The sequence below is a fragment of the Citrobacter sp. Cpo015 genome (assembly GCF_030333035.1).
In the GTDB taxonomy this organism is placed as follows: domain Bacteria; phylum Pseudomonadota; class Gammaproteobacteria; order Enterobacterales; family Enterobacteriaceae; genus Citrobacter; species Citrobacter portucalensis.
This window is the reverse complement of record NZ_JAOWGS010000039.1, coordinates 52,855-75,640: the sequence shown is the minus strand read 5'-3', so window position 1 is coordinate 75,640 and position 22,786 is coordinate 52,855. Positions and strand designations below refer to the sequence as shown.

Genomic DNA, 22,786 nt, shown 5'->3' with positions numbered 1-22,786 from the left:
TAAGCGTAGCGCCATCAGGCTCAGTTTTATCAGACCACCATACCCAGCAGCAGACACCCTACCAGACCGCAGACGGAGATAATGGTTTCCAACATTGACCATGACTTGATGGTTTCACCGATGGTCAGGTTGAAGTACTCCTTGAACAGCCAGAACCCAGGATCGTTCACGTGGGAGAAGATGACGGAACCGGAACCAACCGCAATAACCATCAGCTCAGGGCTTACGCCGGTCGTTGCAATCAGCGGTGCCACAATCCCACCTGCAGTAATCGCTGCAACGGTTGCGGAACCCAGTGCGATACGCAGTACTGCAGCGATAGACCATGCCATCAGCAGCGGAGAAACGTTAGAGCCGTGCATCATTGAAGCGATGTATTTGTCCACGCCGCTATCAACCAGAACCTGTTTGAAGGCACCGCCACCACCGATGATCAACAGCATCATCGCGATGATTTTGATTGAGGACACCAGCGTGTCGTTAATCTGATCCATCGAACGTCCGCGGTTCAGACCAAAAGTGAACATCGCAATCAGCACCGCAATCAGCGTTGCCATGACCGGGTCACCGAGGAATTCTGCAACCGTCAGGAAAGCATGGCCTTTCGGCAGAATCATCTCCGCCACGGCGCGCATTGCCATCAGGATAACCGGGACCAGAGAGGTCCAGACGCTGACGCCAAAGCCTGGCATCTCTTCTTCAGTGAAGGTTTTTGCGCTGTACAGACCTTCCGGGATTGGCTTATCGATGCCTTTCAGGAAACGCGCGTATACCGGACCGGCGAGAATAACGGTCGGGATTGCCAGAATCGTACCAAACAGCAGAGTTTTACCCATATCTGCGTGGAAAATGGTGGCAATAGCGGTTGGACCCGGGTGCGGCGGCAGGAAGCCGTGAGTAACGGACAGCGCAGCCGCCATCGGCACACCAACGTACAGCAGCGGGATGTTAGCAGCGGCAGCAATGGTGAATACCAGCGGCAGCATCAGCACGAAGCCGACTTCGTAGAACAGGGCAAAACCGACGGTGAAGCCGGTTAATACCACCGCCCACTGAATGTGTTTTTTGCCGAATTTAGCAATCAGCGTGGTTGCGATGCGCTGTGCGCCGCCGCAGTCCGCCAGCATTTTGCCCAGCATGGCGCCAAAACCCATAATCAGGGCGAGGCTGCCAAGGGTTCCGCCGACGCCGGCTTTAATCGAACCGATGACTTTATCCAGTGGCATCCCTTGCATCAATCCGACAGCAAGCGCCACCAGGACGAGAGCGATGAAGCCGTTCATTTTGAAACGGATCATCAGGAGGAGTAACAAGATTACACCGATAGCAACGATGACTAATGGCATGATTTACCTGGCCTTTACTTTGTTATGGGTAACGTCAGTGTTTAGATGACAAATTCCGATTGTCCCGACCGGGAACAGAGTATTCTCAGCACCAATGCTGGTTGCCTTCAAAACTAATCAGTTTAACTGGCTATTATGTGTGTGTTAGGTGCTGACACGAATGATACGGGTAACATGCTGCGCTTGAAAATCACCTGGACAGGCAAAATTTAAAATATGAGAAGCTGGTCAAATTATGCGGGGGATTGTTGCAGGATAAATGCGAAGAAATGTTGGGGTGTAAGCCGGAGACCGCGATTACGCTACCACCCGGCATTAATGCCCGATAGCGACGCGGATGCGTCTTATCGGGCCTACGGATACTCTACAGGTTCGGGCGTTAGTAGTAAGAGTGCTCGCCGCGCTGGTGTTCGGTTAAATCGCGAACGCCTTTCAGTTCAGGGAATTCAGCCAGCAGCTGCTTCTCGATACCTTCTTTCAGCGTTACATCTACCATTGAACAGCCGTTACAGCCGCCGCCAAACTGCAGAATGGCGTAGCCTTCATCGGTGATTTCCATCAGAGAGACACGACCACCGTGGCCAGCCAGCTGTGGGTTGATCTGCGATTGCAGCATGTACTCCACGCGTTCCATCAGCGGCGCATCATCGGCAACTTTACGCATTTTGGCGTTTGGTGCTTTCAGGGTCAGCTGGGAGCCTAACTGGTCGGTAACGAAATCGATTTCTGCATCTTCCAGATACGGTGCGCTCAGTTCATCAACATATGCGGTCAGCAGGTCAAATTTAATGGCGGTGTCGGTTGCTTCCACGGCGTCCGGCGGACAATAAGAAACGCCGCATTCAGCGTTAGGCGTGCCGGGATTAATCACAAATACGCGGATTTGTGTCCCTTCTTCCTGATTTGCCAGCAGTTTGGCAAAGTGCGCTTGTGCAGCATCGGAAATATGGATCATAGTAATGGCCTAATAGTTGACTATTTTACTTGGTTATAATACGCCCATCATCGAGGCTCTACAAGGTTCGACACAGGCACCATACCTGGACAGTCGCCGCGCCGTTGCGTAAAAGCAGCTGCGCGATTTCCGCGACGGTACTTCCGGTAGTGACGACATCATCCACAATAACCATATGGAGTCCCTGCACCGGCAATTCAAGGCGAAAGGCATTTTTCAGGTTACGTTTACGTAATCGGGCGCTGAGATGGTGCTGTGTGGCGGTTGCCCGAACCCGCGAGATGGTCCGGCTGTCCCAGTCGCAACCCAGCCAGCGTGCCAGCGGACGGCACAGTAAATCGCTCTGATTAAACCCTCTGCGCCAGTGTCGACGTTGCCAGAGCGGGACGCTGACCAGCCTGTCCGGTAGAGGAAGGCCGCTGGTGCGCCGGGCCTGTAGTACCTCCAGCAACAACAAACGTGAAAGAGCTGAGGCTGTTTCGCTGCGTCGTGAAAACTTGAGCTGGTGGATAAGCCCGCTCAACGGCGGAACATAGTCGCTGACGGTAACCAGTCTCTGCCACGGCGGCGGTTTTTGCAGGCAGCGCCCACAGGGAATGACGGTATGAGCGGCAGGGAGTCCACATTGAGGGCACAGGCTGGCGTGTTGACGCGTTGCCCGCGTACAGACTGAGCAGATCCCCCAATGCCCTAACGTCAGGGGCATTCGGCATAGCCAGCACAATCCCGGTACTGTTAGCATAGATGCATCCTTTCAGGCTAAAAGAGAACAATAACTGATGAATGACATCTGGTGGCAGACCCAGGGTTCGGGAAATTGCCATCTTGTGCTGCTGCACGGATGGGGACTGAATGCGCAAGTGTGGCATTGCATAAGCGAGGAACTGAGCTCGCATTTTACGCTGCATCTTGTCGACTTACCGGGATTTGGTCGTAGCCAGAGTTTCGGTGCAATGTCACTGGAAGAGATGGCTGAGCGGGTATTGAAACAGGCACCGGAGAAAGCTATCTGGCTCGGCTGGAGTCTGGGCGGGCTGGTCGCGAGTCAGGTGGCGTTAACGCATCCTGAGCGTGTTCAGGCGCTGGTGACCGTCGCGTCTTCTCCTTGCTTTAGCGCGCGGGATGAGTGGCCGGGAATCAAGCCAGAGGTGCTGGCAGGCTTCCAGCAGCAGCTGAGCGAAGATTTCCAGCGTACGGTGGAGCGTTTTCTGGCATTGCAAACGATGGGCACAGAAACTGCGCGTCAGGATGCGCGAGCGCTGAAGAAAACGGTGCTGGCTTTACCCATGCCGGACGTCGAGGTGCTCAATGGTGGACTTGAGATCCTGAAAACGGTCGATCTGCGAGAACCGCTGTGCGCGGTGGAAATGCCTTTCCTGCGGTTGTACGGCCATCTTGACGGGCTGGTGCCGCGCAAAGTCGTCCCAATGCTGGATGCACTGTGGCCGCAGAGCGAGTCTTTGGTGTTTGCCAAAGCGGCGCATGCGCCGTTTATCTCGCATCCCGCCGAATTCTGTGCAGCGCTTGTGGCGTTAAAACAGAAACTATAAATTTGATGTGTTGCCCGGTGGTGCCATGCTCGCCGGGCCTAAGATTAATGGCTGCGCGTAGCCAGATCCTCAGCGGTCAGGCCAGTAATTCTGAAGATGGTTAGTGGGTCTATACCATCAGCCTGCATAGTTGATGCAATACGTAATGCTTCCTCTCGTTTGCCTTGTTGCAGACCCGTTTGTAACCCCTCCTGTAGCCCTTCTTGCAACCCTTCTTGCAACCCTTTCCTATGGCCTTCCTGAAGACCATTAAGGTGCCCTTCCTGTCGTAATCTTTCGGCGATAGTCATCAACTTGTCCTTATGTTGGGGTAAACGTTCGGCGGCTTCATGAAGAAACTCGCCAAAGTGTGTGGTGTTACCAGCCTGCATTAAATAATTAAACAAGGCTGTCAACTGGTTGTCATTAGCGTGTCCTTTAACAAGCAGGATGGCCAGTTTTTCTTCCAGCCCCATCAAATCGCGTTTACGAATATGCTTTTGGATGAGCTCCAACAGCGCCATCCGGCGATGCTGCATAATCTTGTCATCGGGCACAACAGTGATATCGATCAGTGGAAACGCGGTGCTATACCTGAGAAAAAAGATGACGAGACTCTACTTCCCTGGTTACCAGTAATCATCCACGGATTAATAATGATGCGTGGCCGGCTGGAAGATAGATCTTTTTTGCTGAAATAATGAAATCTGTGTGGAATCCATTACGCAAAAAAGCCGGATATCAGCGTAAACGCGCTATCCGGCCTGGACGTTTGCATCATTTGTAGGCCGGATAAGCGTAGCGCCATCCGGCAAAGAGCATCTGATTAGCGTAAAGCCCACCACTCGCGCAGGCAGGCTTTACCTTCCGGGCAACTTTTGCAGCTTCCGGAAAGACACCCGTCGGCATCTTCCTGAATCCGCACCGCTTTGCCCATTTTTTCTAACTGATTCAGCATGGCGTCAATCATGGGCTGTGGGGTATGCAGCGTGTGGCTAATTTGTGTCGCCTCCATGCGCCCCCGCAAAGCCAGTAAATCACGAACCTGAATAAGCGATGCCATTGTCGATAACCTTAATGGCAATCGCCAGTCGTGCTGGAACAGCAGGAACTCGCCGTTCTGTTGGTTGCCAGCAGTGCGAGGTCCACGCGGCTGCGAGCTCGACGCAGCAGACCCAGCAACACGATGTTAAACAGGATGACCGCTAAAATGCACACCAGGCTGTAGGTCGGGTGCTCTTTGTAGCTGACCGTCTGATAAAACAGCGTCGACAGAGAGTAGGCGATATTCAGGCCCCACAGAATCGAGAAGCTCATCCAGCCACGGCTGGATTCTCGTGCGATAGCGCCCATCACTGAAATGCACGGTACATACAGCAGAACAAAGATCAGGTAGCTGTACGCGGCGGCGGCGCTGCCAAATTTCTCGCCCATCACGCCCATTGCGCCGGTAGCCATTTCACCGTCGCCCTTGCTGGCTTCGATAGGGTTAGCCAGCACGCTCAGGCTGAAAGTGTCTTTCAGGCTTTGCCAGGTTTCATCTACCGCGCCGAGCAGCTCGTCACCGAGGTGGAAATCTGCCGGGTTGAACTCTTCTTCCTGAATGTTTTCTGCGGTATAGAGCGTGTTCAGCGTACCGACAACCACTTCTTTCGCCATCGCGCCGGTGAACAGACCTACGGTTGCCTGCCAGTTATCTTCGTGAACACCAATCGGTTTAAAGACTGGGGTAATGACGCGGCTAACGGAAGCCAGAGCAGAGTCGTTGATATTGTCGACGATTTTCCCGCTCAGTGAGAAGCTGTTAAACGCGCTGAGGAAAATACTGACGATGATGATGACTTTACCTGCACGCAGAACGAAGCCTTTCAGACGTTGCCAGGTTTGAATGATCAGACTCTTAATGTGCGGTACGTGATATACCGGCAGTTCCATCACAAACGGCGTTGCTTCGCCACGCATGATGGTGTGTTTGAGCATCAGGCCGGTCAACACCGCCATGACGATACCCAGCACGTACAGCGAGAAGACCGCCAGCGCGCCGTTCTGACCAAAGAAAGCCGCGGCAAAGACGGCGAAAATCGCCAGACGTGCGCCGCAGGACATAAATGGCGCCATCATGATGGTCATCAGACGCTCACGCGGGGCATCCAGCGTACGTGCGCCCATCACTGACGGTACGTTACAGCCAAAGCCGACGATCAGCGGGACGAACGATTTGCCCGGCAGTCCCAGCGCCTGCATCAGACGGTCCATCACAAACGCAGCGCGCGCCATGTATCCGGAGTCTTCAAGGAAGGAGAGGAACAGATACATCATGCCGATTTGCGGTACCAGCGGCAGCACGGTGTTAATCCCGCCGCCAAGGCCCTGGGCCAGGAAGATGGTCAGCCAGTCCGGGAAATGCAGCGTATAGCCAATCCACTGAATACCATGGATAAAGAGTGCCACGGAGCCAACATCAAACAACGGCTGCAGCGCGCCGCCAATGTTGATGGCAAGCAGGAACATCAGGTACATCACGAACAGGAAAATCGGCAGACCGAGGAAGCGGTTGAGGATAATTTTATCTACCGCGGTGGTGAAACGGCTCGGCTCTGCCGTCAGGGTATTACTGACGGTATCGCAGATAGCAGCAATGCACTGGTAACGTGCATCGGCAATATGTAGCGCCGGGTCGTCCATTGTCTCGCTCAGGCGAGCAACAGCGGCATCAAGGTTTTGTGCTGCATCACCGGCGTAAGCACGGCTGTAGATATCGCCTTCGAGCATCTGCAGGCCTAGCCAGCGGCGCTGTTTAAGCGGCATATCTTTGGCCATTGCGTCGGCGAGGGAGTCAGCTTCTTGCAGCAGCGGCTGGGCATAATGGACCAGCTCAACGGTGTCGTTTTCTTTGTAGCGATCGATCGCCAGCTTCAGTGCTTCAATGCCGCGGGCGCGGGTGGAAACCAGTGGAACCACCGGACAGCCAAGACGAGCGGAGAGGGCGTCGATATCGATACGGATTTGCTGTTTCTCAGCAATATCCAGCATGTTCAGTGAATACCCAGCTCAAGCAGTTGCAACGTCAGGTAGAGGTTGCGTTCAAGGTTTGAAGCATCGACCACGTTGATCAAGAGATCCGCGTCGCCGCTTAAAATATAGTGACAGGCAATCTGCTCATCGAGAGAGGTTTGCGATGAGATTGTCGTCAGAGAATAGGTGCCGGGTAAATCGACCAGCGTGACCTGGTGGTCCGTCGTGGCGAAATGGCCTTCTTTACGCTCAACGGTAACGCCAGCCCAGTTGCCTACACGCTGGCGCGCGCCGGTGAGCTGGTTGAATAAAGTTGTCTTGCCGGAATTAGGATTACCAATTAAACCAATGGTTAGTTTTTTCATTTTTATAGACTCACTGTATTAACAGGAAACCGCTTCCACTTCTAATAACGCCAGATCCTTCTTACGCAATACCAGACTTACGCGACGCGTTTCGATATGGATAGGATCGCCGAGCGGGGCGACGCGTACCACGTTGAAGGATGAGCCGGGTAGCATGCCAAGTGACAACAGTTTCTGACGATAAGCCGGGCTGATTTCACGGGCAAAACCGGTAATTTTCCACGCACTGTCAGGAGTGAATTGCATAGGGACCTACTTATATCTCGCTAACTGGATGATAACCTCATGGGGCGACAGGGCGGCATGAGACCAGATGATTAGCCAACGTAAGGAAAGAGTAAATAATCAACAAATCAATGATAATGAGAATGGTTTCTATCATCAATAGAATAAATGTGACGGAATGTACAATTGGATAATAATTTGAGCCAATTTTGATATTCCTCAATATTTATTCTGGTTGGAAACGAGTGATTCGCGGAAGTAATTATTGAGATTCTTAATGTTTAATTAAGGTTTCATCTGTTAATGAAGTGATAAATATATTGTGGTGCAACGCGGGGCATGGATTAAATATGCCGGATGGCGACACTCATGCGCCTTATCCGGCCTACAAATTAATTGTGATAACCTGGCCGGACAGGGCGTTTACACCACCATCCGGCACACGGTTTAAACTTAGCGTTTTTTACCCATTGCCGCAGCCAGCGCATCCATCATCGCGCTGTTGCCCGCAGGCTGTGCGTCACGGCCACGCGGTTTCGCGGCTTTTGGCGTCGGGCGATTACCCTGAGCGCGATCGTTATTCCCGCCGCCGCGACGCGCATTAGTTTCACCCGGCTGCTCGTCCAGACGCATGGTCAGCGCGATACGCTTACGCTGCAGGTCCACTTCCAGCACTTTCACCTTCACAATGTCGCCTGCTTTCACCACGGTGTGCGGATCTTCGACGAACTTATTCGACAGCGAAGAGATATGCACCAGACCATCCTGATGAACGCCGATATCAACAAACGCGCCGAAGTTGGTGACGTTGGTGACTGCCCCTTCCAGAATCATTCCCGGCAGCAGATCGTTCATGGTTTCTACACCATCGGCAAACTGCGCGGTTTTAAATTCAGGACGCGGATCGCGGCCCGGTTTTTCCAGCTCTTTGATGATGTCGGTGACGGTCGGCACCCCGAAGCGTTCGTCGGTAAAATCAGCGGCTTTCAGATTACGCAGTTCGCTGCTGTTACCCATCAGGTCACGCAACGATTGCTCGGTGGCGGCCAGAATGCGTTCCACAACCGGATAAGCTTCCGGGTGAACGGTTGAGGCATCCAGCGGGTTATCGCCGTGGTTGATACGCAGGAAGCCCGCGCACTGTTCAAAGGCTTTAGGCCCCAGGCGGCTGACTTTTAGCAGTTGCTGACGGTTCTGGAATTGACCGTTCTCATCGCGCCAGGCAACGATATTCTGCGCCATCATGCGCGTCAGACCAGCAACACGGGTCAGCAGCGGTACGGAGGCGGTATTCAGATCGACGCCGACGGCGTTCACGCAGTCTTCCACCACCGCATCCAGCTTACGCGCCAACTGAGTCTGGCTTACGTCGTGCTGATACTGGCCCACGCCGATAGATTTCGGATCGATTTTCACCAGCTCAGCCAGCGGATCCTGCAGACGACGGGCGATAGACACCGCGCCACGCAGAGATACGTCGAGGTCCGGGAACTCCAGCGCCGCCAGTTCGGATGCGGAGTAAACCGACGCGCCGGCTTCACTGACGATCACTTTCTGCGCGGTCACTTGCGGGAACTGCTTTTGCACGTCGAGGAAGAAACGCTCGGTTTCGCGCGACGCCGTACCGTTACCAATCGCCACCAGTTCAACGTTGTGTTTTTCACACAGCGCCGCAACGGCAACGGCGGCTTTGGCGGCCTGACCGGTATGCGGATAAATGGTGTCGGTCGCGACCAGCTTGCCGGTACCGTCAACCACTGCCACTTTTACACCGGTACGCAGACCTGGATCGAGGCCCATGGTGGCGCGCAGCCCGGCCGGAGCGGCCATCAGCAGGTCATGCAGGTTACGGGCAAAGACGTTGATAGCTTCATCTTCCGCACGTTCGCGCACGGTACCCATCAGCTCCGTTTCGAGGTGCATCAGCACCTTGATGCGCCACGTCCAGCTAACCACGCCTTTACGCCAGCTGTCTGCTGGGGCGTTGTTCAGGCGTAGTCCCAGGTGATCCCGGATAATCTGCTCGCCGTGGCTCTCTTTTGGTGGCTCATCGAATTGCGGATCGGCATTCAGTGAAAGTTGCAACACGCCTTCGTTACGGCCACGGAACATGGCCAGCGCACGGTGGGATGGCACGGTAGAAATCGGTTCGTGGTGATCAAAGTAGTCGCGGAACTTAGCGCCTTCCTCTTCTTTACCGCTTACCACGGTGGCGACCAGGTGGGCGTTTTTCCACAAATAATCACGTACTTTCGCCAGCAGAGCAGCGTCTTCAGCGAAGCGCTCCATTAGAATGTAGCGCGCGCCGTCGAGGGCGGCTTTGGTATCCGCCACGCCGTTTTCGGCGTTGAGATATTTTGCGGCTTCCGTTTCCGGGTCGTGAGACGGTTCGTTCCACAACAGGTCTGCCAGCGGCTCCAGTCCGGCCTCAATGGCGATCTGCCCACGGGTGCGGCGCTTAGGTTTGTACGGCAGATAGAGGTCTTCGAGTTCGGTCTTACTTAACGTGCCGTTGATCGCTTTCGCCAGATCGTCGGTCAGTTTGCCTTGCTCGCCGATAGATTTCAGGATTGCCTGACGGCGGTCTTCCAGTTCACGCAGATATCCCAGACGGGTTTCCAGATTACGCAGTTGCGTATCGTCCAGACCGCCGGTGATTTCCTTACGATATCGTGCGATAAACGGCACGGTGTTCCCTTCGTCAAGCAGGCGAACGGCAGCTTCTACCTGTTCAGCACGAGCCTGAATTTCACCCGCGATAATGCGGCAGAAAGAATCATTCATCATGGATAGCTTCGTCTATAGGATAAAAAATCAGGGGATAGTTATACGGATTGACTGGCAAAAATGCCAGCCATCTGCCGGGGCTTCGGATTGTTCCGGTCTCACTTCACGTATTCAATCTCATTCACGTACCAGCTGGCTTCGCCACCTGGGGTGTTTACTACTGCGAGATCGCCGACCTCTTTTTTCAATAGCGCCCGCGCCATTGGTGAGTCGATTGAGATGTAATCCTTACGACCGAAGATCTCATCGTAGCCAACAATACGGAATTTGCGGATGTCGCCATCGTCATTTTCAATCTCAACCCATGCGCCAAAGAAGACTTTGCCTTCCTGCTGTGGGGAGTAATCGACGATTTTTAGATTCTCCATGCACTTGGTCAAATAACGGACGCGGCGGTCGATCTCACGCAGGCGCTTTTTATTATACTGGTAGTCGGCATTTTCGCTGCGGTCACCCAGACTTGCGGCCCAGGTAACTTTTTTGGTGACTTCCGGGCGCTCTTCACGCCAGAGATAATTCAGCTCTTGTTTAAGTTTTTCATACCCTTCACGGGTTATCAGGGGCGTTTTCATCTTATTGTTTTACCTTCGACTCTGTGATGATGCGCACAATTAGTATTACGTGAGCATATCAACAGAATAAATAATGTATTGCGAGAAACATTGTATACTTAAGCTGCTGTTTAATATGCTTTGTAACAATTTAGCCTGGAATTCATACCAGAATTCGCTGGTGACTCACGTTAGCTTTCTTAAGAATATACACTTAATTGTTGCGAACCTTTGGGAGTAATAACAATGCAAGAGAACTATAAGATTCTGGTGGTCGATGACGACATGCGCTTGCGTGCGCTTCTGGAGCGTTATCTGACCGAGCAGGGCTTCCAGGTTCGAAGCGTCGCAAACGCTGAGCAGATGGATCGTCTGCTGACCCGTGAGTCCTTTCACCTGATGGTGCTGGATTTAATGCTGCCGGGAGAAGATGGCCTGTCTATTTGCCGTCGCCTGCGCAGCCAGAGCAACCCGATGCCGATCATTATGGTCACAGCGAAGGGTGAAGAAGTTGACCGTATCGTAGGGCTGGAAATCGGTGCCGACGATTACATCCCGAAACCGTTTAACCCGCGTGAGCTGCTGGCACGTATTCGCGCAGTTCTGCGTCGTCAGGCGAATGAACTGCCGGGCGCACCTTCTCAGGAAGAAGCGGTTATCGCTTTTGGTAAGTTCAAGCTGAACCTCGGTACGCGTGAAATGTTCCGCGAAGATGAGCCGATGCCGCTCACCAGCGGGGAGTTTGCGGTACTGAAAGCGCTGGTAAGCCACCCGCGCGAGCCGCTGTCCCGCGACAAGCTGATGAACCTCGCCCGTGGTCGTGAATATTCTGCGATGGAACGTTCTATCGACGTCCAGATCTCCCGTCTGCGCCGCATGGTGGAAGAAGATCCGGCTCATCCACGCTACATTCAGACCGTATGGGGTCTGGGCTATGTCTTTGTTCCGGACGGTTCTAAAGCATGAGGCGAATGCGCTTCTCACCACGAAGTTCGTTTGCCCGCACGTTATTGCTCATCGTCACCTTGCTGTTTGCCAGCCTGGTGACGACATACCTGGTAGTGCTGAACTTCGCGATTCTGCCGAGCCTCCAGCAGTTTAATAAGGTCCTGGCGTACGAAGTTCGTATGCTGATGACCGATAAACTGCAGCTGGAGGACGGTACGCAACTGGTGGTGCCGCCCGCATTCCGCCGGGAAATTTATCGTGAGCTGGGTATTTCTCTCTATTCCAACGAGGCTGCTGAAGAGGCCGGACTGCGTTGGGCGCAACACTATGAATTCTTAAGCCATCAGATGGCGCAGCAGCTGGGTGGCCCAACGGAAGTCCGCGTTGAGGTAAACAAAAGCTCGCCGGTCGTGTGGCTGAAAACCTGGCTGTCGCCCAATATCTGGGTACGCGTGCCGCTTACAGAAATTCATCAGGGTGACTTCTCGCCGCTGTTCCGCTATACGCTAGCGATTATGCTGCTGGCTATCGGTGGGGCGTGGCTGTTTATCCGTATCCAGAACCGGCCATTGGTGGATCTTGAACATGCGGCGCTGCAGGTGGGGAAAGGTATCATTCCGCCGCCGTTGCGTGAGTATGGCGCTTCAGAGGTGCGCTCCGTAACCCGAGCCTTTAACCATATGGCCGCGGGCGTGAAGCAGCTGGCCGATGACCGTACGCTGTTAATGGCGGGCGTGAGCCACGATTTACGTACCCCGCTGACGCGTATTCGTCTGGCGACGGAAATGATGGGCGAAGAGGACGGTTATCTTGCGGAGTCCATCAATAAGGACATCGAAGAGTGTAACGCCATCATCGAGCAGTTCATCGATTACCTGCGTACCGGTCAGGAGATGCCAATGGAGATGGCAGATCTGAACTCGGTGCTGGGTGAAGTGGTGGCGGCAGAAAGCGGCTACGAACGTGAAATCGAAACTGCGCTGCTGCCGGGCAGCATTCAGGTGAAGATGCACCCGCTGTCGATCAAGCGTGCGGTTGCCAATATGGTGGTTAACGCCGCCCGCTACGGCAACGGCTGGATTAAGGTCAGTAGCGGAATGGAGCAACATCGCGCCTGGTTCCAGGTGGAAGATGATGGTCCGGGCATCAAGCCGGAGCAGCGTAAGCACCTGTTCCAGCCGTTTGTCCGCGGCGACAGCGCGCGCAGTACCAGCGGCACGGGCCTGGGTCTGGCGATTGTGCAGCGTATTATTGATAACCATAACGGTATGCTGGAGATTGGTACCAGTGAACGCGGTGGGTTGTCGATTCGTGCATGGCTTCCGGTTCCCTTCACTCGCGCGCCGGGCAACACGAAAGACGCATAACAAAGAGAGGCGAAATGCCTTAATGCTCGTCAGTTAAGCATGTATGGTGAACATGTGATTCTTGCTCAGGGTTCCGTTCACCTCAGCGATGTCATTTCTCTGAAGCGCTGATGCCCGTGAACGTGCAAGGAAGGCTCACCGCCACCTCCCTTGCAACCCAGGCTCCCGGCGGGAAAATCGTCGCTGCGCGAGTTATTCGTCTTATTCCGTCTGCCTGTCGGGTCGGGGCCGAGCCTGCATCCATGCAGGCCGTCCCCTCTGCCCGCATCCCTGCGGGCAGACCCGGTCAGCCGTCAACACCTCATCGATTTTCAGCCGGACCAGGGTGTCGCTTCAGCGCTCTGGCTTTCAGCTATATCCGTTTTGCTGTTCACAGGTATTCAAGTAAAAGCTCAGGTGGTCAGGTGTGGGCTGGTCCGGCTGAAAATGAAAATTGCCGACGTGTTTCCGTCAGGCCGGGAGAGCCAGCATGGATGCTGGCTCAGGGCGCGCTTTGCAGGGACGCTTCCTCGCGCCCGGCCCGGAAGCCTGGAGGAATAAGCGGAGGGTATTGCGTAGCAACAATTTTCCCGCCGGGAGCCGGGATTGTAAAGGGCGTGGCGGAAAACGCCCTTGACACGTTCACGGGAATCCGTGTTTCAGAGAAACAATGAGCATGAGGTGAACGGAACTCTATCTCCGGGATAGCATGTTCTTTACCTCCGCCAGTTTACTGAAACTGAGGCGCTAACTGACTGGCATTAAGGCGAAATGCCTCCCTTTTTGTTTGCGGGATAGGCCGTAAAATAACGGACTTAAATTGCTTTTAATTGATTAATTATAAAAGGATTTCTTTGAATTAATAAAAGCAGTTTTCTGGGTGCTCCTGTGGGCTGGCGTCGTTTCGTTTCCCAGCTTTTAACCAGGTCATAACTCACGCCAACGGCGATGGCAAAATCCTGTTGGCGTAACCCTGTTGCTTCGCGGATGGCTTTAACATCAATTTCGCTAAAGGTATGTACATGTTCAGGCTTAGGTGTTTCTTCACCCTTCTCTATACGCACCATTTCTTCTGCACTGGCCAGCAAATCGGCAAATAATTCGTCTTTCATTTTGGCCTCACCACACCGGATAGCGGTGTCCTGATGATTAAAATTCCCATGATTAAATCAGCATATTGGATAAGTGCATTAAAACTCTTTTTTGCTCTTCGGTTAAATCATCCTGTTCATTTTTAGGATAGAGCAAAGCGAGATAGATTCGACCTTTGCGCGTCACGTTGTAATAAATAACCCTAATACCGCTGCGTTTGCCCATACCAGAGCGGCTCCAGCGAATTTTTCTGAATCCACCTGTACCAGCGATAGTATCTCCAGCCTCAGGGTTCTCTATAAGCGTCTCTTGAAAGGCGCGAAACTCATCGTCAGGCAAAAGTAACGGACGGCGTTTACTAAATCCTTGTAGCTCAATAAATGTGAACATAGCGCGTCCTGCGCATGGGGTTGATAGTACAGATTATAGGTGTACGGAGTACATTTTAAAAGATAGACACAATAAAAAACCCCTTATCCTCTCGGATAAGGGGCTATATAACGAATCAAAAATTACAGCTTCGGTCCGGCGCTAACCAGCGCTTCACCTGCAGGGGTATCGGTATATTTCTCGAAGTTCTCGATAAACAGTTTCGCCAGTGCATTGGCTTTTTCCTGCCACTGCTCCGGAGATGCGTAGGTATTACGCGGATCGAGAATGCGAGTGTCCACACCCGGCAGCTCGGTCGGGATAGCCAGGTCAAACATCGGCAGACGGAACGTTTCCGCGTCATCCAGCGAACCGTTCAGGATGGCGTCGATAATCGCACGGGTATCTTTGATAGAGATACGCTTGCCGGTACCGTTCCAGCCTGTGTTAACCAGATACGCCTGTGCACCTGCCGCCTGCATACGTTTCACCAGCACTTCTGCGTACTGCGTTGGGTGCAGAGACAGGAATGCTGCGCCGAAGCAGGCAGAGAAGGTTGGGGTCGGTTCGGTGACGCCGCGTTCGGTACCGGCCAGTTTGGCGGTGAAGCCAGACAGGAAGTGGTACTGTGTTTGGTCTGCCGTCAGGCGAGAAACCGGCGGCAGCACGCCAAATGCGTCGGCGGTCAGGAAGATTACTTTGGTAGCATGGCCCGCTTTTGACACCGGCTTAACGATATTATCGATGTGATAAATCGGGTAGGAAACGCGGGTGTTCTCAGTTTTTGAACCATCATCGAAATCGATGGAACCATCTTCGCGCACGGTGACGTTTTCCAGCAGCGCGTCACGACGGATCGCGTTGTAGATTTCCGGCTCGGCATCTTTAGACAATTTGATGGTCTTCGCGTAGCAACCGCCTTCGAAGTTAAACACGCCGTCGTCATCCCAGCCGTGTTCGTCATCGCCAATCAGGCGACGTTTCGGGTCGGTGGACAGCGTGGTTTTACCGGTGCCGGACAGGCCAAAGAAGACTGCCACATCGCCTTTTTCCCCAACGTTTGCCGAGCAGTGCATGGAGGCAATGCCTTTCAGCGGCAGCAGGTAGTTCATTACGGAGAACATACCTTTCTTCATTTCGCCGCCATACCAGGTACCGCCAATCAACTGGATACGCTCAGTCAGGTTGAAAGCCACGAAGTTTTCTGAGTTCAGACCCTGCTCTTTCCACTGCGGGTTGGTGCATTTAGCGCCGTTCATCACGATGAAATCAGGTTTGAAATCAACCAGCTCTTCGTCGCTTGGGCGGATGAACATGTTTTTGACAAAATGCGCCTGCCAGGCAACTTCGGTAATGAAGCGCACGGAAAGACGGGTATCGGCGTTAGCGCCGCAGAAAGCATCAATGATAAACAGGCGCTTGCCGGAAAGTTGCTGGGTGACTAATCCTTTCAGATGCTGCCAGGTTTCCGGGGAGAGCGGTTTGTTGTCGTTCTTACCTTTACCTTTGTCGGACCACCACAGCGTGTCGCGCGTGGTGTCGTCACGGACAATGTACTTATCCTTTGGCGAACGTCCGGTAAAGATACCGGTATCAACGGCAACGGCGCCCAGATTCGTTAACACGCCACGTTCATAACCTTCCAGGTTTGGATCAAGTTCTTCCTGGAAAAGCGTGTCGTAGTCTGGATTGTAAACGATATCCTGAACGTCATTGATACCATAAGCCTTGAGATCTTGCGGGGTTAAACTGTTGTTCACACGCATTTCACTGCTCCTTAGCCAATATGTATTACCTGGAATAGTAAGGTTTTTTAGGGATTGTTAACCGCGACAAGGCTCATAGATTTACGCATCCGGGAAAATCACGGGCGACCGAATGCGCTGCGACTCCTGTCACAAAGAGGCAGATATTATGGCAGGAAACCCTTTTTTGTTGTGGAAAATGTTCTTAAAACGTTAATGGAGAGTGTTTTTGGCGGGAATCTTGTGAGTGTAATCGCATTCACGTAAGAAATGAATGTGGGTTATACATAAACAATATCGATTCACTTCCCGTCGTCGTGGTCTGAAATCGCTCTATCAATGCTCAAAATTGTGAAGTTGATGCGATAATTAGCTTTTCCCTTCATTCTGGATACTGACATGGATAGTGCTGAAATTTCACGTACGACGCGTTGGGGCATGATATTCATCGGCCTGTTGCAGGGGACATTATGCTATCTGCTGATGACATATCTGGCGCCCCATAATGACGGCTGGCTGTTCTATGGCATGCCTGCGACGATTGCGATCACCTCGGCACTTTTGCTTACTGTTGTTTCTTTCAAACAACGCGCGCTGTGGTACTGGATGGCGCTGATCTTTGTTGTCGTGCTGGCGATGAGCGTCTGGCTAAAGTGGCAAGTCGAGGACAGTGATAAGTGGCGGCAACATGAAGTTTTTATGTTCTACGGTTGGCGCTTACTGCTGATGGCGATGCTTGCTTTGCCTTGGATTCAGTACTCGCTTCATGTCTCTCGTGAGCAGGCGCGTTACCCGCATTTTTATCGGCAATTGTGGCTTAATGCGTTGACATTGCTGATTGTCTTTGTCGCCAACGGTTTGTTCTGGCTGGTGCTCCTGCTATGGAGCGAGATGTTTAAGCTGGTCGGTATTCCCTTCTTCAGCACGCTCTTCTTTGATACCGACTGGTTTGGCTATGTGGCCTTTGGTCTGATTACCGCACTGGCAGTGGTACTGGCCCGAACACAGTCGCGTCTGGTCACGGCGGTACAAAAATTACTGACGTTTATCGCCACCGGTCTGTTACCTCTGGTCGCGCTGTTGGCGCTGATGTTCATACTGACCTTACCCTTCACCGGGCTGGAGGCTATTTCGCAACGCGTGTCTGCGGCCGGGTTGATGTCAACGCTGACGCTGCTCCTGTTGCTGTTGATGGCTATCGTGCGTGAACCGCAAAAAGAGGCGTTACCCTATCCTGGCGCGTTACGCTACCTGATCAAATGCTCTCTGATTGTCGCGCCCATCTATATGCTGATTGCCGGTTGGTCACTGTGGGTGCGAATACAGCAGTACGGTTGGACGCCTGAGCGTTTGTATGGCGTGTTGGTGGTCGTGGTGCTGCTGGTATGGTCGTTTGGCTATCTGGCCAGCATTTTGCGCCGCGGGCGCAATCCGCTTGAGCTTCAGGGGCCGGTCATTCTTGGCGTTTCGTTGCTGGCGTTGGGGCTGTTGGTTCTGCTGTCATCGCCGGTTATTGATGCCTGGCGCATCAGCGTTAACAGCCATATGGGGCTGTATCACAGCGGGAAAATTAAACCGGATCAAGTCAGCCTGTATATGTTGGATCACAGTGGAAAACCGGGGCGCGCAGCGTTGGAAGCATTACAAAAAGATGTGGCGTTTAATCAAGACAGTAAACGCAGACGCGACTTGAATTCTCTGCTGCAAGGGCGCCGGGATCCGGTTAAAGAGCTAACCGCAACACAGTTAGTATCGAAGGTTGTGATGGCTCCGGGGAGCCAGAAGCCAGACGATGCGTTCTGGGCGTTTGTCAAAACACAGGGGTATCGCATCACCTCTTGTGCTGAGCAGAATGCGTGCGTACTGGTGAGTCAGGACCTCAATGCGGATGGTCATCCTGAGCAGGTGTTATATGCCTTTGGCGATGGGGAGAGTCTGGTCTTCGGCATGCAAAAAAACAAATGGGATTTGTTAGCTGTTGCCAGGCTACCTGAAGGATTCACTAAGGATAAATTGCTGCAGGCGGTGGCGAATCAGCAACTGGGCTCAGCCCCCAGAATCTGGCGGGATATCACTATTGATGGCAAAAGACTGCCGATGACTTATTACACCGAGTGAGTGTGTTGCCGACATCGTTTTTGCCGGATGGCAGCGCGAACGTCTTATCAGGCCTACGACAGATTTTCCGTAGGCCTGATAAGCGCCGTGCCATCAGGCAAGACAGTGATTAATGAACCTGTGGATCGGCAGGGGAGGCATTGCTGCGGATCTCAGCAATATCCATGGCGTTAAACAGATAGTGGCTACCGCAGTAATCGCAGTGCATATCGATCTCGCCTTCTTCCGCCAGAATGCTGTCCACTTCTTCGTCCGGCAACGTTTTCAGTGCGCCCGCGCAGCGTTCGCGTGAACAGGTGCATTTGAACTCAACGTCCTGCGGATCGTAGAGAGTAACCTCTTCTTCGTGGTACAGGCGCCACAGCACTTCGTTGGCCGGCAGCGTCAGCAGCTCTTCGGCTTTGATGGTTTCGGTCAGGGCTGTCAGGTGATCGAAATCATCTGCCTGCGCGTTTTGCGCCGGCATTACCTGCAGCAGCATTCCGCCAGCAGCGGGTTTGCCATCAACGTCGCCAGTGCGGATGAACAGGCGTGTCGGCAGCTGTTCAGAACGCATGAAGTAATCTTCCAGACACGCTGCCAGCGTGTCACCTTCCAGACCGACCACGCCTTGATAACGCTCGCCTTCTTCCGGGGTAATGGTGATCACCAGGTAACCGTTGCCCACCAGCGTTTTCAGATCGGCATCTTCAGGAATATCACCCTGCATGCGGGCCACGCCGCGCATCTGCTGATTGTTGTTGCCGTTGATGACGGCCAGGCTCAGCGGACCATCACCCTGCAACTGCACAGTGATATCACCGGCAAATTTCAGCGTGGCGGTGAGCAGGCTGGTGGCAACCAGCAGCTCAGCCAGCACGTTTTTGACCGGCTGCGGGTAAGTATGATTTTCGAGGATCTGTTGCAGGGTTTCCGATACGGTCACCAGCTCGCCGCGCACGGCAAAGTTTTCAAACAGATAACGATGTAATTGGTCATGTTGCGGCATAATCATCTCTCTTGCAGGTGACAGTCACTCGCTGTCGCCGTGTTTAAATCGTAACAGGTCGCGGCGCTCTTTCTTGTCCGGTCGTCTGTCCGGGTGCGGCATGGTTAACGCGTTAAGTTTACGCGCCAGCGCCATTTTTTCGCGTTTTTCCACGCTTTCCGCGGTTTCTTCATACAGCGTAACGGCTTCCGTTGCCGGGCGACGCTGCTCGGTAATGGCCTTGATAATGACTGTTCGTTCGTCATTTCCCTGGCGAAGGGTGAGGGTGGCGTTCAGCTCGACAATCTTGCTTGGCTTACTGCGCTGGCCGTTGTAGTGCACCTTACCGCCTTCAACCATTTCGCGGGCTAGCGCACGCGTTTTGTAAAAGCGTGCAGCCCACAGCCATTTATCCAGCCTGACTTCAGCAGAGGGCTTTTCTTTCATGGCGTCTCCTTCACATCAGTGAGGGGATCAGTCGGCGGTAGTCATTCAGTGACGGATGGCGTGCGTACTGTTTTTCGGCGATGCCGGAGTCGGGATTGGTCACGCCGAGGCAGTAACGAATACCGTACAGAGCAGCGGCGTCGAGAATGGGTTCGCTGTCGTCAATAAACAGCGTCTTCTCTGCACTCATTCCCGTTTCTTCAGCCACAGCGTGCCATAACCGCTGATCCTCTTTGGGATAACCAAATGTGTGGGTGGAAAGTAATAAATCAAGGTGTGAGGCCAGACCGGTATGCTCAAGCTTCACCGCCAGATTATGCGGATGCGCGTTGGTGAGCAGAATACGGCGTTTGCCGCTGGCTTTTAAGGCATCAAGAAACGGTACGGTATCTTCGCGCAAAACGGCGCGCGGTCCCTGTTCCGTGGTCATGGCGCAAATATCCAGATCCAGGCACTCGCTCCAGTAATCAAGGCAATACCAGTTTAGCGTATGCTGCACGGCATGATACTGCTGACGAATATAGTCCTGAGCTTCCTGAGGAGAGATACCCTGCTTCGCGCCATAGGTTTCCGGCACCAGTTTTTGCCAGAAATAGTTATCGAATGCCAGGTCGAGCAGCGTGCCGTCCATATCTAACAACACGGTGTCGACATCCTGCCAGGCAATATTGATATGCATGGAAACTCCCCAGAAGAAAACATGATGCGCGACAGGGTAGCATATCCTGTCGCGCGAGCGTGTTATCGAATCAGGCTTTCCGGGTTATCAATCAGTGTTGGATTGAGGCAACTTTCGTAGTAGCTCTGAATTTCCGCGATGCGGGTGCGGTGACGCTGGTAGCGTCTGAATGCCTGTATGCTGTTGTAGATAGCGCATCCGAGCATGGAGAACATCAGCAGCGTCGTGCCAAGGTAGCGCCATAAACCTGAGCGGTCCGGGATACGGTGCAGTCCAATGTGCTGGGTGCCATTGGCGTCAGTCGAAATATTGGTGACGATCCCCTCCGCGCGAAACGGCGTCTGCATTAGCATCTGTGCCAGGCGCTGGAAGGCGTTCCACTGTTCCTGAGGTGGATAGTCATATAGCGAGGTCGTCGGCCACGGCTGATCGACCAGATCGCTGCCTTCATCACTGATAATCAGGAAACCGCCAGGGGCAGGGCTATTCAGCGCCTGGGCTGCTCGTGCAGTCTCGCGTGAAATAAACGGTGCCGTAGAGGTATTTACCAGATTATCCAGTGACTCTGCGCTTACCGGACGCAGCAGCACGTTCACGCCATCCAGTTTGCCTGCGTTTGCCCGTTTCACCAGCGCGGCCCAGTCTTTACTGTTACCGAGGTTAACCAGCGCATTTTTTAAGCGCACACATTCATCTTTGGCTGCACACAGATCGGCCGTTTTCAGGACAATCTCACCAAAATCGTCCAGTAATACCATGCCGGACTTTTGGATTGCTGAGCGTAGCGATGCGCTGACGCGAGAGTCATCGTCAGGTTTGGGATGCAGCTGACGGCTCACGGCCTGCGTGAGCGCGGTAGCCTTATTCACCAGGTCAGACTCAGGCAGCGGCAATGCGCGCGCGTCATTCCAGATAATTTGCGAGCAATCGAAAGGCATAAACGGCGTGGCAGGCTGCGCATTCCAGCTTCCTTGGGTATGAATGTTACACATACCCGTACCACTCAGGTGCAGCGTGTCACCCACGCGAACGCCCGCGTTTTCGAGCTGTTTAACGCTGGTGGCTTCGATAGTTTGCGCGCCCTTCATCCAGGAGAGCGTGACCTTTATCGGCATATCCAGCGGGATCCAAAACAGCAGCATCAGCAGTACCAGTAACGAGCCGCCTGCGATGACGGCGTTGCGCAGCCAGTGCTGTAACGGGAAGTTTTTCACTTCATCGTGCAGAGATAAAAAACGCCCCTGGCGGGCAACGTGGCGATCGAGATAAATATCGATATCCGTTTGCTGGCCAAGGTCTTGGGCGATGTAAGGTTGCCAGTGAGGTGGGTAGATCAGATCAATAATACCCAGCGAGATATTATTAATTTGTTCCTGGTCGTTTTCGCCAAATAACCCCCAGCGACGTGGCGTACCGCGCAGACAATGAATTTCCCGCAGGGCGCTTTTGGACGGCGGGGCGAACAATCCCCACAGACCCGCAGCTAACAGCAACACCGCGCCACCAACTGCCCACGGAACAAACGTATTCGGGATAACCAAACAGAAAAAGAACAGCAGGAATGAGGCGGTTATCAGTAACGCCTCGCGCAATCCCGAAGGGCGGCTGAGCGCATATTCTTCATGGGTTTCCTGGCGAATATTCAGCAGTTCAATCTGCTCACTTTCTTCACCACGAATGGACGCCTGGGTAGAAGCGGTGTGCTGTAACGCATAACCTCGCGCTTCCTGCATATATTCCTGCAGCGTATGGCCGTTCAACGAGATAACCAGCGGTATCGTATTGGTGTGGATTATCTCAACGCTGTTTTCGTCGTTGATGTATTGTTCCCAGAAAGGGGGAAGATGTACCTCAACGGAATCAAGATAGTAGCGCCATTTGTTAGGATCGTCGGTGGTAATGCCGTAACGTGTAATCGAACGAGTAAGCACGATGACGCTATTACTTTGGGCATTCAACGTTAATGAGACCGGTGCAGCACTGGCTCCTGTGGGACCGGGTACTTGCTGAATTTGACTAAGGCTTTCGAGATAGTTTTCGACTGCGCTGCGTTCTTCAGGTGTGAGTTTACGTTTCGAGGCGTCTGAGAAGACGCTGCTCAAGGGTAAATTTTTCTGCCTGGATTTTGATTTGAGTAGCCATCCTGCAAGCAATGAGCAGGCCAGCAAAGCAGCTAAAAAAATCAGAATGGTGCTCATGCTTTCCCCATCTTACTTAGTCTGTCAGGCGTGGTCAGTCGCACCCTGTTCAATATTCGTGATTCTGTGGTTGGCTATCGGCAAGTGTGGAGTCGAACTTGAGC

18 protein-coding genes and 2 pseudogenes are annotated in these 22,786 nt (G+C 53.2%); 4 read left to right on the top strand and 16 right to left on the bottom strand.

Features of this window, described 5'->3' with window-relative positions:
- Positions 1–29 precede the first annotated feature (29 nt).
- The 3 genes from gntT to gntX form a co-directional block, all read right to left on the bottom strand.
- On the bottom strand, positions 30–1,346 hold the full coding sequence (gene gntT, locus OGY67_RS22015; RefSeq protein WP_003023507.1) for a gluconate transporter: 1,317 nt from the start codon (positions 1,344–1,346) through the stop codon (positions 30–32).
- A 379-nt stretch (positions 1,347–1,725) separates the two neighbouring features.
- Positions 1,726–2,301, bottom strand: a complete 576-nt coding sequence (nfuA, locus tag OGY67_RS22010; protein ID WP_003023509.1) for a Fe-S biogenesis protein NfuA — start codon at positions 2,299–2,301, stop codon at positions 1,726–1,728.
- Positions 2,302–2,359: 58 nt separating this feature from the next.
- Complete coding sequence (gene gntX / locus OGY67_RS22005; RefSeq protein WP_008786337.1) at positions 2,360–3,043, bottom strand: DNA utilization protein GntX; 684 nt, start codon at positions 3,041–3,043, stop codon at positions 2,360–2,362.
- Between the two features lie 37 nt (positions 3,044–3,080).
- On the opposite strand from gntX, the gene bioH reads away from it, so the two are divergent.
- Positions 3,081–3,851, top strand: a complete 771-nt coding sequence (gene bioH, locus OGY67_RS22000; RefSeq protein ID WP_286574499.1) for a pimeloyl-ACP methyl ester esterase BioH — start codon at positions 3,081–3,083, stop codon at positions 3,849–3,851.
- Positions 3,852–3,895: 44 nt separating this feature from the next.
- Here bioH and OGY67_RS21995 read toward each other — a convergent pair.
- The 6 genes and pseudogenes from OGY67_RS21995 to greB all read right to left on the bottom strand — a co-directional run.
- Positions 3,896–4,423, bottom strand: a pseudogene (locus OGY67_RS21995) (Rpn family recombination-promoting nuclease/putative transposase); the annotation flags it as partial.
- Between the two features lie 233 nt (positions 4,424–4,656).
- Positions 4,657–4,893, bottom strand: coding sequence for a [Fe-S]-dependent transcriptional repressor FeoC (gene feoC / locus OGY67_RS21990; protein WP_003023516.1), 237 nt, complete (start codon positions 4,891–4,893; stop codon positions 4,657–4,659).
- Between the two features lie 11 nt (positions 4,894–4,904).
- Positions 4,905–7,210, bottom strand: a pseudogene (gene feoB / locus OGY67_RS21985) (Fe(2+) transporter permease subunit FeoB).
- Positions 7,211–7,228: 18 nt separating this feature from the next.
- Complete coding sequence (gene feoA, locus OGY67_RS21980) at positions 7,229–7,456, bottom strand: ferrous iron transporter A (RefSeq protein WP_003023519.1); 228 nt, start codon at positions 7,454–7,456, stop codon at positions 7,229–7,231.
- A 432-nt stretch (positions 7,457–7,888) separates the two neighbouring features.
- Positions 7,889–10,222, bottom strand: a complete 2,334-nt coding sequence (locus tag OGY67_RS21975) for a Tex family protein (RefSeq protein ID WP_057067157.1) — start codon at positions 10,220–10,222, stop codon at positions 7,889–7,891.
- A gap of 98 nt (positions 10,223–10,320) precedes the next feature.
- A complete protein-coding gene (gene greB / locus OGY67_RS21970; RefSeq protein WP_003023524.1) occupies positions 10,321–10,794 on the bottom strand; it encodes a transcription elongation factor GreB in 474 nt (157 codons plus the stop codon).
- 225 nt (positions 10,795–11,019) lie between these two features.
- Here greB and ompR point away from each other — a divergent pair, with 225 nt between their 5' ends.
- Positions 11,020–11,739, top strand: coding sequence for an osmolarity response regulator transcription factor OmpR (ompR, locus tag OGY67_RS21965; protein WP_001157751.1), 720 nt, complete (start codon positions 11,020–11,022; stop codon positions 11,737–11,739).
- The gene (gene envZ, locus OGY67_RS21960) at positions 11,736–13,088 is read left to right on the top strand and encodes a two-component system sensor histidine kinase EnvZ (RefSeq protein ID WP_003827658.1); all 1,353 of its coding nucleotides are present in this window, start codon (positions 11,736–11,738) and stop codon (positions 13,086–13,088) included. Before ompR ends, envZ begins: the two co-directional genes overlap by 4 nt.
- A 794-nt stretch (positions 13,089–13,882) precedes the next feature.
- Here envZ and nadS read toward each other — a convergent pair.
- The 3 genes from nadS to pckA form a co-directional block, all read right to left on the bottom strand.
- Positions 13,883–14,179 (bottom strand): NadS family protein, encoded by a 297-nt coding sequence (nadS, locus tag OGY67_RS21955; RefSeq protein WP_048236945.1) that lies wholly within the window; start codon positions 14,177–14,179, stop codon positions 13,883–13,885.
- 52 nt (positions 14,180–14,231) lie between these two features.
- On the bottom strand, positions 14,232–14,549 hold the full coding sequence (locus OGY67_RS21950; RefSeq protein ID WP_047408175.1) for a type II toxin-antitoxin system RelE/ParE family toxin: 318 nt from the start codon (positions 14,547–14,549) through the stop codon (positions 14,232–14,234).
- A 122-nt stretch (positions 14,550–14,671) separates the two neighbouring features.
- On the bottom strand, positions 14,672–16,294 hold the full coding sequence (gene pckA / locus OGY67_RS21945) for a phosphoenolpyruvate carboxykinase (ATP) (protein WP_003023529.1): 1,623 nt from the start codon (positions 16,292–16,294) through the stop codon (positions 14,672–14,674).
- Between the two features lie 378 nt (positions 16,295–16,672).
- Between pckA and OGY67_RS21940 the strand changes: the two genes are divergently transcribed.
- The gene (locus OGY67_RS21940; RefSeq protein WP_286574494.1) at positions 16,673–18,391 is read left to right on the top strand and encodes a DUF4153 domain-containing protein; all 1,719 of its coding nucleotides are present in this window, start codon (positions 16,673–16,675) and stop codon (positions 18,389–18,391) included.
- A gap of 109 nt (positions 18,392–18,500) precedes the next feature.
- Here OGY67_RS21940 and hslO read toward each other — a convergent pair whose 3' ends face one another.
- The 4 genes from hslO to igaA form a co-directional block, all read right to left on the bottom strand.
- A complete protein-coding gene (gene hslO, locus OGY67_RS21935; protein ID WP_003023531.1) occupies positions 18,501–19,379 on the bottom strand; it encodes an Hsp33 family molecular chaperone HslO in 879 nt (292 codons plus the stop codon).
- Between the two features lie 24 nt (positions 19,380–19,403).
- Positions 19,404–19,805, bottom strand: a complete 402-nt coding sequence (gene hslR / locus OGY67_RS21930) for a ribosome-associated heat shock protein Hsp15 (RefSeq protein ID WP_003837900.1) — start codon at positions 19,803–19,805, stop codon at positions 19,404–19,406.
- A 10-nt stretch (positions 19,806–19,815) separates the two neighbouring features.
- Positions 19,816–20,484, bottom strand: a complete 669-nt coding sequence (gene yrfG, locus OGY67_RS21925) for a GMP/IMP nucleotidase (RefSeq protein WP_003023533.1) — start codon at positions 20,482–20,484, stop codon at positions 19,816–19,818.
- 62 nt (positions 20,485–20,546) lie between these two features.
- Entirely contained in the window at positions 20,547–22,682 is a 2,136-nt protein-coding gene (gene igaA, locus OGY67_RS21920) for an intracellular growth attenuator protein IgaA (protein WP_032945218.1), read from the bottom strand.
- Between the last annotated feature and the right edge of the window lie 104 nt (positions 22,683–22,786).